This window comes from Halomonas sp. DP5Y7-2 (assembly GCF_019802025.1).
GTDB lineage: Bacteria > Pseudomonadota > Gammaproteobacteria > Pseudomonadales > Halomonadaceae > Halomonas > Halomonas litopenaei_A.
Genome location: NZ_JAHVHY010000009.1, coordinates 160,133 through 172,741 on the forward strand (window position 1 = coordinate 160,133; position 12,609 = coordinate 172,741).

General features: G+C 59.2%; 13 protein-coding genes. 8 read left to right on the plus strand and 5 right to left on the minus strand.

The window, feature by feature from the left end:
- Positions 1–5: 5 nt before the first annotated feature.
- The 5 genes from KUW18_RS17740 to KUW18_RS17760 all read right to left on the minus strand — a co-directional run bounded on the left by KUW18_RS17740 (position 6) and on the right by KUW18_RS17760 (position 2,865).
- On the minus strand, positions 6–269 hold the full coding sequence (locus KUW18_RS17740) for an acyl carrier protein (protein ID WP_206944023.1): 264 nt from the start codon (positions 267–269) through the stop codon (positions 6–8).
- Positions 259–528, minus strand: coding sequence for a phosphopantetheine-binding protein (locus KUW18_RS17745; RefSeq protein ID WP_206944022.1), 270 nt, complete (start codon positions 526–528; stop codon positions 259–261). Before KUW18_RS17745 ends, KUW18_RS17740 begins: the two co-directional genes overlap by 11 nt.
- Positions 500–1,288, minus strand: a complete 789-nt coding sequence (locus KUW18_RS17750) for a lysophospholipid acyltransferase family protein (RefSeq protein WP_222562015.1) — start codon at positions 1,286–1,288, stop codon at positions 500–502. Before KUW18_RS17750 ends, KUW18_RS17745 begins: the two co-directional genes overlap by 29 nt.
- Positions 1,285–1,959, minus strand: coding sequence for a beta-ketoacyl synthase chain length factor (locus KUW18_RS17755; RefSeq protein ID WP_315900687.1), 675 nt, complete (start codon positions 1,957–1,959; stop codon positions 1,285–1,287). The genes KUW18_RS17750 and KUW18_RS17755 overlap by 4 nt, the downstream gene beginning before the upstream one ends.
- A 252-nt stretch (positions 1,960–2,211) precedes the next feature.
- Entirely contained in the window at positions 2,212–2,865 is a 654-nt protein-coding gene (locus KUW18_RS17760; protein ID WP_222562016.1) for a hypothetical protein, read from the minus strand.
- 396 nt (positions 2,866–3,261) lie between these two features.
- On the opposite strand from KUW18_RS17760, the gene katE reads away from it, so the two are divergent.
- The 8 genes from katE (at position 3,262) to KUW18_RS17800 (ending at position 12,462) form a co-directional block, all read left to right on the plus strand.
- Positions 3,262–5,412, plus strand: coding sequence for a catalase HPII (gene katE, locus KUW18_RS17765; RefSeq protein ID WP_222562017.1), 2,151 nt, complete (start codon positions 3,262–3,264; stop codon positions 5,410–5,412).
- Positions 5,413–5,860: 448 nt separating this feature from the next.
- Positions 5,861–6,658: an IclR family transcriptional regulator gene (locus tag KUW18_RS17770; RefSeq protein WP_222562018.1), complete on the plus strand. Its 798-nt coding sequence runs from the start codon at positions 5,861–5,863 to the stop codon at positions 6,656–6,658.
- Between the two features lie 108 nt (positions 6,659–6,766).
- Positions 6,767–7,786 (plus strand): zinc-dependent alcohol dehydrogenase, encoded by a 1,020-nt coding sequence (locus tag KUW18_RS17775; RefSeq protein WP_222562019.1) that lies wholly within the window; start codon positions 6,767–6,769, stop codon positions 7,784–7,786.
- A complete protein-coding gene (locus KUW18_RS17780; RefSeq protein WP_222562020.1) occupies positions 7,783–8,541 on the plus strand; it encodes an SDR family NAD(P)-dependent oxidoreductase in 759 nt (252 codons plus the stop codon). The genes KUW18_RS17775 and KUW18_RS17780 overlap by 4 nt, the downstream gene beginning before the upstream one ends.
- Positions 8,542–8,551: 10 nt before the next feature.
- The gene (locus tag KUW18_RS17785) at positions 8,552–9,514 is read left to right on the plus strand and encodes a C-terminal binding protein (RefSeq protein WP_222562021.1); all 963 of its coding nucleotides are present in this window, start codon (positions 8,552–8,554) and stop codon (positions 9,512–9,514) included.
- A gap of 91 nt (positions 9,515–9,605) precedes the next feature.
- Positions 9,606–10,601: a DctP family TRAP transporter solute-binding subunit gene (locus KUW18_RS17790; protein ID WP_222562022.1), complete on the plus strand. Its 996-nt coding sequence runs from the start codon at positions 9,606–9,608 to the stop codon at positions 10,599–10,601.
- 84 nt (positions 10,602–10,685) lie between these two features.
- Positions 10,686–11,180 carry a TRAP transporter small permease gene (locus KUW18_RS17795; RefSeq protein ID WP_222562023.1) on the plus strand — a complete coding sequence of 165 codons (495 nt, stop codon included), beginning with the start codon at positions 10,686–10,688 and terminating at the stop codon, positions 11,178–11,180.
- 1 nt (position 11,181) lies between these two features.
- On the plus strand, positions 11,182–12,462 hold the full coding sequence (locus tag KUW18_RS17800) for a TRAP transporter large permease (protein WP_222483756.1): 1,281 nt from the start codon (positions 11,182–11,184) through the stop codon (positions 12,460–12,462).
- Positions 12,463–12,609 lie beyond the last annotated feature (147 nt).

Sequence of the window (12,609 nt, forward strand, 5' to 3'; positions counted from 1 at the left end):
TGACCTCAGCCTCGCATCAGCTGGTCGACGGCGTTGACCACGTCGTCGATGCTGCGCACGGACTTGAACGCTTCGGGGTCGATGCGACGGCCGGTAAATTGCTTCAGCTCGACCACCAGGTCGACGGCGTCAATGCTATCGATATCCAGGTCTTCGTAGAGTCTCGCTTCGGGTGATACCTCGGCAGGTGAGACTTCGAACAGCTCGACCAGGGTGCGTTGAACATGGGCCAGGATTTGCTCCCGGCTGACAGTGGCTTCAGTCGACACGACGCTCCTCCACCAGCGCTTTCAGCGCGGCAAGACTCGCAAAGTGGCGGCGCGTGTCCTCGGCTTCGGCATCCAGGGTAACGCCGTAGCGCTTCTGCAGGGCCAGGCCGAGCTCCAGCGCGTCGATAGAGTCGAGCCCCAGACCGTCGCCAAACAAGGGCGCTTGTTCGTCAATATCATCCGGGGTGACATCCTCGAGCTCGAGGGTGTCGATAATCATGTGCTTCAAATCAAGCGCTAGCGCGTCGCTTTGGTTCATCGTGAATGCGCTCCAGTTCCCTGTTGAAGTAGTCACTTAGCTCCCGCGTCAGGTGGCGGGCCTGCTGGCTGGTTGGTAGATGTGACGCCCGCTCTGTCGGCAGGTCGTCGAGTACACGCAGGTCCATCTGCACCTTGCGCGGTGGGATGTGGTACCAGGGTTCACCCTTGGTGAGGGTGGTCGGGGAGCACTGGATCAGCACCGGGGTGATCGGGCTGCTGGTGCGTAGAGCGATATTGGCTCCCCCACGGCGAAACTTGATGGGGCGCCCGGGCGTTGTGCGGGTGCCCTCGGGGAACAGGATCAGCGAGTTGCCCTGGGCGAGGCTCTGTCTGGCGGCCTCTAACAGGGCTTCGGGGTCGCGATTGGTGATATAGCCCGCGACATGGATAGGCCCGCGAGTAAATGGGTTGGTGGCGAGCCTGCCTTTGACGATGCAGTCGGCGTTGGGGGTGTAGGCCAGCAGAAAGACGACGTCTATCAACGAGGGGTGATTGGCCACAATCAAATGGCCGCCTCGGTTGAGCCGTTCGCTTCCCTGCAGGCGGTAGTCGAGGACACCAAGCCCCTTCATCAGTGCAATGAAGGCGCGAAAGACCTGTTGGATCAGCTGGCGGGCGATGCGTTGGCGTTGCTGAGGGTGACGCACACCAAGGCGTAACAACGGCGCAACGGCGAGTCCGATGACCAGGCCGCCAACGCCAAAGGCAGCGAACGACAGCAAGGTGCCAAGTCCCCTTCGCCACTGATCCAGCGTCATGCTTCCTCCAGGCGCCAGGCAGAAGCCGCGTCCAGGATGGGTACACGTCCCCCCAGCCAGTCGATCACATCAAGCGGGGTCGGTGCTATGCAGCGGCTACTGGTGACAGGTACCAGTGCTCTGCCATCGTCATGAGATAACCTGAGTCCGACGGCGCAGGCACTGCCCGGATGCGGGGCAAGGCCCGAGTAGTCCTCAGGCAGTTCCCCCTCGCTGAAGACGATGACGACGGCCTCGTAGCCTTCCGCCAGATAGCCCTGCGCTTCCCATAGCAGGGCATTGAATTCGTTACCGCTGGCACCCAACGCCTGAAGGGGGCGGCGATGATGATTGGCGATAGCGTGAACGCCCAAGGTGGCGTTGTGCACCGACATGGAAAACCGGGTGGGGGAAAGGGGGGCGCTATCGGCCAAGGACTTCAACATGGCTAGCGTGAAGTTGGCATCACCATGGCGAGACGCATGAACGAGAGGAAAGCGCGCATCGGGGTCAAGCTTGCTCAAGATGTCGCAGGTTGCGCGCCCGGGGGTGTCGAGCCGGCGTCGCAACATGCTGGGCACTGAGGAACCTGGTTTCTCGGGCGGCAGGAGGCAGGCATTCATTGCCTGGCTATCACGGCTCGGGGCCCAGCCTAACCATTCACTAAGGCGTAGTTGTTTCATACCTGACATCCGCCTGAGCGAAAAAGTGAAGTTTATCGTTAAAAGGGCGGCTCTCCAAGTAAGCTTAAGTCAAGTATTTCGTCGAAAATAGACGAATAAGCGCGTCTATTTAGAATATTACCGCCACTCGAATGTCGATAATCAGCAAATGTTATATGTCCTAAATGGATGGCCCGGGCTCGGCGGAAGAGACAGACAGAGAGTAACGTCCGCGCGGCTCGGGCCGGCGCCAATAGGCTCGACAGGGGGCTTGGGTGTGTCTCAGGGGACCGCCTGCTGAGCGACAGCCTCGCGATAGCGTTCCAGAGTCAGCTGATTGTTGGCGACCCAGTCGCTATCGACCGCCACCTGCATGTGGTCTTTTACATGCACATGGATGGGCGACACCTCATGCTTATCGGAAAAGGCAAACTCCGTTTCGATATCGGTATTCAGCGCAATGGCCCAGAATCCCGGTTGGAACCAGGACCAGAAGCGGGTCACCGCAATATCCACCGTCGTGACATCATCGGCGGGCTGGGCGACAACGTGCCAGCCGGCATCCTCGAAGCCCTCACTGGCGTAGGCGCGAATCAAGTCGGTGACAGTTGTTCCTTCTGGTAACTGGACGTCGCCGAGGGCCTTTCCGAAGCCATTTCGCTTGCGTCCAATGGCTCGTGCCTTGCGTTCCGCTGTCGCTGCCGTGGCGCCCTCGAAGCCCAGAGAGGGAATGTCTGCGCTGCGCGGAGCTTCCTCGAAGTGACGCTGGTCGGTGACGTTGCGGATATACAGGCTTGGACCGGGTATCGCGTGGGTGGCGGTGGCTGTGACTGTGGCAGGGTCTGGCGCGGGAATGTTCACGGTGCTGCGGCTTGTTGCGCACCCCTGCAAGAGTAAAACGGCCATCGCGGTAGCGATCAGTAGGCTTCTTTTCATGCTGTCGTCCCTGCTTATCTTACGTTATGGAGTTGGCTTCTGGCGGTAGAGAGGTACTTGCCGGCAACAGAATATCAGTAATGACTTATTTTAAGTCCGATAGCCTTCCCGCTAGCTGATGTAAGGCAACGTAATGCAGGTGTGGGTTTGTAATTGTCTAATTTATGTTAATGTTTTGTATTGGTTTTATCTTCATGAATTTTAAGAGCTTTTCTCCTGCGCCTCCCTGTCGGTGCGACAGATAGTGTTCCTCGCTGTTGAGCTATGAGCGGTGCTTGCCTATAAGGGAACGGACCTGTCTATGGGGTGGAAGACCCCTCAGTCAATGGGACGGGATGCTGTCGCGTAAGCAGCGATAGTCGGCATATTTCCCGAGCAAACAATGGAGTGTTTGTCATGGCGAAGAACCCTCATACCACCTCGAATCGCGATCAGGCTCACGACACCGAGCGTGGTACCACTGCCAACAGCAAGTCAGAGAACCTTGAGAGCTACCGTAGTGATTCCACTGGCCACGATCTACGGACCAACCAGGGCACAAGGATCGCGGACAACCACAATTCGCTGAAGGCCGGCGAGCGTGGCCCGACCCTGATGGAGGACTTCATCTTTCGCGAGAAGATGAACCACTTTGATCACGAGCGCATCCCCGAGCGTATCGTCCACGCTCGCGGCGCCGCGGCACACGGCTACTTTCAGCCCTATGAGGCGGCAGCCCGCTATTCCAAGGCAGGGCTATTCAAGGACCCTGGCAAGAAGACCCCGGTGTTCGTGCGCTTTTCTACCGTGCAGGGGGCGCGGGGCTCCAACGACACTGTGCGTGACGTGCGCGGTTTCGCCACCAAGTTCTACACCGACGAGGGCAACTGGGATCTGGTGGGTAACAACATGCCGGTGTTCTTTATTCAGGACGCGATGAAGTTCCCCGACCTGGTGCATGCGGTAAAGCCTGAGCCTCACAACGAGATTCCCCAGGGCCAGTCCGCCCATGACACCTTCTGGGACTTTGTCTCGCTGATGCCTGAAAGCGCTCACATGGTGCTGTGGACCATGTCAGACCGGGCGTTTCCTCGACACTATCGGTATATGGAAGGCTTTGGCGTTCATACGTTCCGGCTTATTGACCGCAGTGGCAAGGCCCGATTCGTCAAGTTCCACTGGAAGCCGCTGGCCGGTACCCATTCGTTGATTTGGGACGAGGCGCAGAAGCTCTGGGGGCGTGACCCGGATTTCAATCGCCGCGAGATGTGGGGCGACATCGAGAACGGCGATGTGCTGGAGTGGGAGCTGGGCATACAGGTCGTCGAGGAAGAGGATGAGCATGCCTTCGACTTCGACATTCTTGATCCGACCAAATTGATTCCCGAGGAAGTGGTGCCGGTGACTCCCATCGGCAAGATGGTGCTGGATCGTAATCCTGACAACTATTTTGCCGAGACCGAACAGGTGGCGTTCAATCCCGGCAACGTGGTGCCGGGGATCGACTTCAGCAACGACCCGCTGCTGCAGGGACGTCTGTTCTCCTACCTGGATACCCAGATGCTGCGCCTGGGCGGCCCCAACTTCTACGAGATTCCGATCAACCAGCCGGTGTGCCCCTTCCATAATCACCAGCGCGATGCGCCGCACCGTCAGACCATCAACAAGGGGCAGGTGTCCTACGAGCCCAACTCGATCGACGATGGTTGGCCCCGTGAAACGCCCCCTGCAGATGAACACGGCGGGTACGAGAGCTATCACGAGCGCATCGACGCCCACAAGATCAGGGGACGCAGCGAGTCCTTCGGCGATCACTACTCCCAGGCTCGCCTGTTCTGGCATAGCCAGACGCCGGTTGAGCAAGAGCACATTATTGCGGCCTACGCCTTTGAGCTTTCCAAAGTGGAGCGGCCGTGGATCCGGGAGCGGGTGATTCGGGAGATTTTGCCCAATATCGATATGACGCTGGCTCGTCGGGTCGGCGAGGTGCATGGTGTGACACCGCCGGATCATCCCCCCGCCGCCAAGGAAGAGCTTGGCACGATATCGTTGGATAGTTCGCCCTCGCTTAGCCTGCTGCATCGTGAACAGCCCGACATCCGCTATCGCAAGGTGGCGATTCTGGCCGCCGATGGTGTCGATGGCGAGCAGGTAGAAGCCTTGCAGCAGCGCCTGGAGGCTGAAGGCGCCCAAGGGTTGGTCATCGCGCCGTCGATGGCTGCGGTAAAGACCCTGCAAGGAGGCACCCTGACCCCGGATGCCATGCTCAATGGGCTGCCCTCGGTGACCCTGGACGCTGTCGTGGTGGCACCGGGTGAAGATAGCGCCAAGACGCTGGCAGGCTCTGGCCTGGGCCTCTACTACGTGCAGGAGGCCTACAAGCATCTCAAGCCTATCGCCGCTCTCGGTGACGGTACCAAGGTGCTGCAGGCTGCCGGTATCGAGGTGCCGGAAGAGGGCGTGTTCTCGGCGGATCGTGTCGACGAGTGCTTTGCCGATTTTCGTGAAGCGATTCGTGGCCACCGAGTGTGGTCTCGCGATGCCAAGGCGAACGACATGCCGGCCTGAGATAGCGGACCGCGATATCGTGGTGCAGGGCCCTGCGGCTGGCACCCTGTCGTAGCCACTTCTAGCCCCCCCAAGCCTTGCTTGGGGGGGCTTGGTATTTGATGGCTTGATCGGCGGGGGCTGCGGAGCCGGAGGCGCTGGCGGCATGATCTGCACCATGCCAGACAGGCCAGCAGGGCTAAATAATTTGGCTTAAATGAGCGTCAGCGAACCTGCTGATGTCGACTTTTGTCTCCATGTGGGTGGATCGCCTGCACGAGGCCAAGGTGATCTCGCACGCAGCGGTGACGCTCGTCGTCTTCGGAGTCGATGGTTTTTTCGACGTTAGCGACTTTTACGCTCATTTTTCGCATTCAACCCCCTATTTGTCCCACTATGTGGTCTCCGTGGTGACTATTTGACCGAGCATGGCAGCTTGCCTTGAATGGAGTGAATTCAGGGAGGAGCCATGGACGAGTTGACCTACCAGCGAGACAGGCCGGTCGTGCGGTCTGGGACCCAGACGCTTAGTCGAGGGCTTGAGGTCCTCCAGTACGTCGCGCGTGGCATATCGACCCCCAAGGCGCTGGCGCAGACGATGCAGCTTCCACGCAGCACGATCGCCCGGACCTTGGCCAGTCTGGTCAGGGAAGGCTATTTGCACAAGGTGCCTTACAGGGGGTACTTCCTGGGAGCGAGGCTGATCGAGCTGGGAGAGCGGGCAGCGGAGCAGCAGCCACTGGTGGATATCGCCAGGCCCTTCCTGGAGGCCTTGGCCAATGATACCCGTGACACCGTTCACTTCGGTGTTCTTGACGGTAGTGACGTGCTCTATCTGTGCAAGCTGGCAGGCAAGCGTAGCCTTGAAATGCGCTCGCGCAGCGGAGGTCGCATGCCCGCTCTTGCCACGGCAATGGGCAAGGCCATGCTGGCGTCGCGCGACCCTGCTTCCTGGCCCTCCTATCACGCCTCACTGCAGCGCCATCATTCTCCGGCAGACGATGCTCCTCCGGTAAAGACCTTTGCCGAACTCCACCGAGACCTGATCGAGAGCGATGAACGGGGCTGGAGCTACGACTGGGAGGAGAACGAGTACGGCATCCGTTGCGTGTCGGCGGCAGTGATGAACCATGCCGGCCTGTCCATCGCCGCGGTGAGCGTGACCAGCGTCATCAGCTTCATGCCCGAGCAACGAATGCGTGCACTAGGCGGTCAGGTGAAAAGGACAGCAGATGCCATTGCTCGAGCGTTGTCCTGTCGAGCGTGATCCGTAGGGCCTGGTCTGCCGGGCTTGGTCTTGTGGACTTGGCCTTCTGAGCATCTCCCTATCGGCTCAGGGCAAAGGCGCGACAGGAATAGTGAACAGGAGAGGGTTATGGAGGCATTGGTCTATACCGGGCCAGAGAAGGTGGAAGTTCAACAGGTTGCCTTGCCTGTTCCCTGCGACACCAAGGTCAAGGTGCGAATGCTGCTATGTGGTATCTGTGGCACCGACATCGGGATCTATTCTGGCAAGCACCCACGGGCCAAGGCGCCGTTGATACTGGGGCATGAGTTCGTCGGCCGGGTCGAAGAATGTCCCGAACACTCGCGCTTTGTTCCCGGCGATCGTGTCGTCGCCTACCCCTTGCTGTCGTGTGGTGACTGTCACCCCTGTCGTCATGGCACGCCACATGTCTGCGCCAATCTCAGGCTGATCGGCATCGATCGTGATGGAGGGCTTACTGACCATCTGTGGCTCGATGATGAGGTGCTGTTCAGGGTGCCCGAGGCGCTCCCGGATCAGATTGCGGCGCTGGTCGAGCCATTGGCGGTGGTCGTGCGCACCCTTCACCAAGCACGCTTCACTCTGGGGCAGACAGCGGTGGTGATGGGGGCTGGCCCCATTGGTTTGCTGACCGCTGTGGTGCTGCGTCACGCTGGCGCGTCGCGCATCCTTGTCTCGGACATTGACTCGTCTCGCCTCGAGCTGTGTCGACGCATGGGCTTCGACGCGGTCGATGCCAGCAACGAGAGTCTGCAGCAGCGTGTCCTGCAGGTCAGCGGCGGAGATGGCGTGGACGTGGTCTTTGAATGTTCCGGGGTGGCCAGCTCTGCCCTGGAGATGACCGCTCTGGCACGGGTCGGAGGAACGCTCTGTCTCACCGCTACCCATAAAACGCCGGCACCGGTATCGCTGATCGACGTCAACTTCAAGGAGCTGACGTTGGTCGGTTCTCGAGTCTACACCCTGGCGGAATTCGCCAGTGCCGTGGAGCTGGCTGAGTCGTTGGCCGACACCCTGGCGCCGGTGATCACCCAGGTCGTTCCTCTATCAGGTTCGGCGAGCATCTTCGACATGATCGCTGATCCCGCCATCCATACCGTCAAACTGCTGGTGGACTGTCAATCATGACGCTATTTGATCTTGCAGGTCATAGAGCTTTGGTAACCGGGGGCTCGCGAGGGCTTGGCTACAGCATGGCAGATGCCCTGCTCGATGCAGGCGCCGAGGTGGTGATTATCGGCAGTCATGACAGCGTGCTGTCATCGGCGCGAGATCTGGCGAGGGGGGCAAGCACCTGTCACGGTGTCGTGGCCGACCTGAGGAGCACCGATGAGCGTCGCCAGGGCTTCGCAGCAGCCATGGAGGCATTGGACGGGCGGCTCGATATCCTGGTGAATGCCGCGGGCATTCAGAGCCGTTATCCGGCTGAAGAGTTTCCCTTGGAAGTCTTTGAAGAGGTGATCGACGTCAACCTCACGGCGGTGTTCGAGCTATGTCAGCTTGCGGGGCGGCATATGCTTGATCAGCGGCGTGGAAAGATCATCAACATTGCCTCACTGCTGTCATTTTTCGGCGGCTATACCGTCCCTGCTTATGCGGCCAGCAAGGGCGGTGTCATGCAGTTGACCAAGGCACTGGCCAACGAGTGGGCTGGGCGAGGCGTCAACGTCAACGCCATTGCACCAGGTTACATGGCGACCGAGATGAACGCGGCCCTGCTGGCGGATCATGCTCGCAATACCGGGATCACAGAGCGTATTCCCGCGGGAAGATGGGGCGTTGGCGATGACATGAAGGGGCCTCTCCTGTTTCTGGCATCCACCGCTTCCGACTATGTCAATGGTGCCATCTTGCCGGTCGATGGTGGCTACCTTGGACGCTAAAACAAGGGGCATGCAGCTCGCCTTCTCGGATCTTGATCATGCCGATCATCTGATCGAGAGCGGTATCTTTTCCTCTGCTGGCCTCTCGGCAAAGATGTTGCGCTGCCGTAGCGAGATGGAGGTCATTGAGCAGCTTAATGATGTCGATATTGTAATTAACCAGTACGCCTCTTTTACGCGTCGGGTGTTCGAGGCATTGCCACGTCTGAAGCAAGTCGTCCGGTATGGAGTGGGTGTCAACAATATCGATATAGCAGCTGCCACGCAGGCGGGAGTGCAAGTCTGTCATGTGCCCGACTATGGCATGCATGAGGTGTCCGATCATGCCTTGGCGATGACGCTAGCCCTGCTGAGAAAGCTGGTGCCAATGCACCATGCTTGCCACCAGGGGCGCTGGGATTATGTCGAAGCTGTACCGTTGAGACGATTGTCCTTGCTGACCATTGGCGTGATCGGTCTTGGACGGATCGGGCGACTATATGCGCGCAAGATGCAGGCACTTGGATGCCACGTACTGGGCTATGACGCCTACTACCGTCCATGTGCAGAAGATGGGACGGAGCTGATCCAGCGTGCCGAGCTTCCAGAGCTATACGGTGAAGCCGATGTCATTGCCGTTTTCTGCCCATTGACGGCAGATACTCATCACCTGATCAATGCCAGCGCCCTTTCTTCAATGAAGGAAGGGGTCTATCTCATCAACACCTCCCGTGGCGGGATCATTGATGAAGACGCCCTTGCCGATGCGCTGGCATCGGGCCAGGTGGCGGGGGCGGGTATCGACACCACAGAGCATGAACCCCTGCAGCCATCGAGTCGGTTGTGGTCGAGTCCCCACTGCCTGATTACCCCCCATATGGCCTGGTACTCGGAAGACGCGGCCGCTGAGCTAAAGCGCAAGGTGGCTGAAGAGGCCGTGCGGTTTGCTCGAGGCGAGCCGGTGCTATGGCCCGTCAACCGTCTGGCGTCGTAGCGGGTGTCATCACGCTGAGTCGTAACAAGCCGCCTGGCGGCACTCCCGGGCCTGACGGGCTCGTACTCTAACGCGAAAGAAGGAAGTGGCGATGTCTAAAGCTTGCAAGCCCCGGTGGGTGAGGTCGGTCGCGATGCTCGGTTCGCTGTTGGCCATGACGCCGGCTATCTCCCAGGCCGAGACGCTACGTATGTCCACGGTCACTTCAGTGTCGGCCAAGGACGCCAGCTATGAGTTGAAGCGCCTGGTAGAAGAGCGAAGCGGTGGTGATCTAGAGGTCACGATCTTTCCTGATAACCAGCTGGGGGATGACCGGGTGGTGGTGGAGAGCACCATCTTTGGTGACATCGATATTGGTTTATCATCGACCAGTCCCATGGCCACTCTGTTTCCCGACCTTTATCTCTTTGATGCGCCCTTCCTGTTCCTGTCCAAGGAGGGGACCTATGCCGAGCTCGACGGAGAGGTGGGGGATCAGCTGTTGGCCTCTCTTGAGAGCAAGGGCCTGAAGGGGCTGGCGTTCTGGGAAAACGGGTTTCGTAACTTCACCGACAGTGGAAAGGTGGTGGCGGTACCCGCCGATGTGGAAGGCATGAAGGTACGTACCATGGAGAATGAGGTCCATCTGGCCGCATGGCGCGCCTATGGTGCCAACCCGACACCGATGGCGTTCACGGAACTGTTTACCGCGTTACAGCAGGGCACGGTCGACGCTCAGGAAAACCCGCTGGGAATCATCGACGGTAACCGCTTGCAGGAAGTGCAAGATCATGTGTCGCTGACACAGCATGTCTATACCCCGTATCTCGTGTTCATGAGCCTTAGTGCCTATAACGCTCTGAGCCAGGACCAGCGTGACGTGCTGGAGGCCGCCATCGATGAGATGACCACCTATCAGCGTCAGCGCTCCGAGGAGCTGGAGGGCGAGATTCTGGCGAAGTTCAGTGAGCAGGGCGTGACCGTGACCGAGCTGTCGCCAGAGCAGAAGGCGATGTGGCGTGACGCCGCGGTGGAGGCCGATATCTACGCACTGGTAAAAGACAAGATGGAGCATCCCGAGTACCTCGATCAGCTTTTGTCCCAGTAGCTTCCTGGGGCGCCGGTTCATCGGCGCCCCTTCTTTTTGCCTAAAGTTTCGCTGTTTGCTCCCGATTGCCGCAGGAGGGTGCGGATGAAAGTGCTCAAATGGTTCGACCAGTACGCGGAGATTTCGATCTGCGTGGTACTGATGTCTGCGATGACGTTGCTGCTCGCGGTTCAGGTGTTTATGCGTTATGTCATGGGGGAGTCCCTTTCCTGGTCGGAGGAGCTCGCCCGCTACTTCTTTATCTGGTTGATCTATCTGGGTATCAGCTACGGCGCGCGAGAAATGCGCCATATCAAGATCGATGCGGCGCTCAAGCTATTCCCGCGACCGGCGCGCCCTTGGGTCGTGATTCTTGGGGATGTGCTGTTTCTGGTCTTTGCTCTGTACGTTGTCTGGACCAGTTGGACGGTCATCGAGCGCCAGATGATGCTCGGCCAAACCTCTCCGGCTATCGGCGTGCCCATGTGGATCGTTTATGCAGCCCCCTGTGTGGGCTTTGCGCTGACCACGGCGCGACAGGTGCAGAGCATCTGCTGGCGGATCAAGCATCCCGACGCTGCTCACGAATCGGAGGTGTGAGATGACTGCAGCCGTGTTGTTTCTGAGCCTGGTCGCGCTGTTGATCCTCAATGTGCCAGTGGGCATCGCCATCGGCCTCTCCTGTGTGGTGACAATTCTCACCTTTGGCACGCTGTCCGATCTATATGTGGCGCAGACTTTGGTATCCGCCACCGACAGCTTTCCGATCATGGCGATTCCGCTGTTTATCCTGGCGGGCGACCTGATGGGGGCCGGTGGGGTTTCCCGGCGTATTCTGGCGGTGGCGTCTGCCTTCTTCGGCCGTGTGACGGGAGGGCTGGCCATCGTCACGGTGGTGGTGTGCATGTTCTTTGCAGCGGTATCGGGGTCTGGTCCGGCGACCGTTGCGGCCGTCGGCTCCATGGTCATACCGACCATGCTTGAGGCGGGCTATTCCAGGTCCTTCGTGCTGGCACTGGTGGCGGCGGCGGGGAGCATCGGCGTCATCATTCCTCCATCCATTCCGATGGTGCTCTACGGTGTCTCTACCGGCACCTCCATCTCCAACATGTTTCTGGGTGGCGTATTGCCCGGATTGTTGATCGGTATGGTGCTGATCCTTTACGCCTACTTCTACTCCAGAAAAATGGGTTGGAAAGGCACTGAGGAGCCCTTTGAAGGGCGCAGGACGCTGTGCCTGGTATGGGAAGCCAAGTGGGCGCTGCTCAATCCCGTGATCATTCTTGGTGGCATCTATGCGGGGATCTTCACGCCGACCGAGGCGGCGGCTGTCGCTGCCGTCTATGCATTTGTCTGCGGTGTCTTTATCCACCGGGAGCTCTCGCCCAGAGACATCTTCAAGGTGATCGCGGGCTCTTGTGCTACCACTGGCACGGTCATGGTGATCCTTGGCTGTGCCTCCACCTTTGCCCGTATTCTCACGATCGAGCAGATCCCGGTGGCCATCGCCGACTTCATGCTGCAGTTCTCGTCGAGTCCGGCGGTGATGTTGCTGGTGATTCTGGTGCTTTTGCTGGTGGTTGGCTGCGTGATGGATACCACCCCCGCCATTCTGGTGCTGTCACCGATTCTGTATCCGGTGGCCACCTCCATGGGGATTGATGCCGTGCACTTTGGCATCGTGATGGTGGTCAGTCTGGCGATTGGCTTTATTACCCCGCCGCTGGGGATCAACCTGTTCGTCGCAGCTCGGATTGGTAACGCGCCCTTGGGTACGGTCATCAAGGGGATCGTGCCTTTCGTGACGGCCATGGTCCTGACGCTGCTGGTGATTGCCTACGTACCAGCGCTGTCATTGATGCTTATATCACTGTTGAGCTGAGTTGGGTTCAGCATAGGAAGATGAGCTCAGGGAGTTGAGTTTAGATAGAACAGAGGATGTGAGGCGCAGTCGCGTCCGGTGCAAAGCAGGACGACCTGAGCGACGCCGCGGGGTCTTTTGGACGGTAGCGTTGGCAGGAGCGACGTG

Bases quoted from the DNA above. Each gene is read 5' to 3' on its own strand.
- KUW18_RS17755 (WP_315900687.1), bottom strand. From the start codon at position 1,959: ATGTCAGGTATGAAACAACTACGCCTTAGTGAATGGTTAGGCTGGGCC.
- KUW18_RS17795 (WP_222562023.1), top strand. From the start codon at position 10,686: ATGAAAGTGCTCAAATGGTTCGACCAGTACGCGGAGATTTCGATCTGC.
- KUW18_RS17790 (WP_222562022.1), top strand. From the start codon at position 9,606: ATGTCTAAAGCTTGCAAGCCCCGGTGGGTGAGGTCGGTCGCGATGCTC.
- KUW18_RS17770 (WP_222562018.1), top strand. From the start codon at position 5,861: ATGGACGAGTTGACCTACCAGCGAGACAGGCCGGTCGTGCGGTCTGGG.
- KUW18_RS17780 (WP_222562020.1), top strand. From the start codon at position 7,783: ATGACGCTATTTGATCTTGCAGGTCATAGAGCTTTGGTAACCGGGGGC.
- KUW18_RS17745 (WP_206944022.1), bottom strand. From the start codon at position 528: ATGAACCAAAGCGACGCGCTAGCGCTTGATTTGAAGCACATGATTATC.
- KUW18_RS17750 (WP_222562015.1), bottom strand. From the start codon at position 1,288: ATGACGCTGGATCAGTGGCGAAGGGGACTTGGCACCTTGCTGTCGTTC.
- katE (WP_222562017.1), top strand. From the start codon at position 3,262: ATGGCGAAGAACCCTCATACCACCTCGAATCGCGATCAGGCTCACGAC.
- KUW18_RS17800 (WP_222483756.1), top strand. From the start codon at position 11,182: ATGACTGCAGCCGTGTTGTTTCTGAGCCTGGTCGCGCTGTTGATCCTC.
- KUW18_RS17775 (WP_222562019.1), top strand. From the start codon at position 6,767: ATGGAGGCATTGGTCTATACCGGGCCAGAGAAGGTGGAAGTTCAACAG.
- KUW18_RS17785 (WP_222562021.1), top strand. From the start codon at position 8,552: ATGCAGCTCGCCTTCTCGGATCTTGATCATGCCGATCATCTGATCGAG.
- KUW18_RS17760 (WP_222562016.1), bottom strand. From the start codon at position 2,865: ATGAAAAGAAGCCTACTGATCGCTACCGCGATGGCCGTTTTACTCTTG.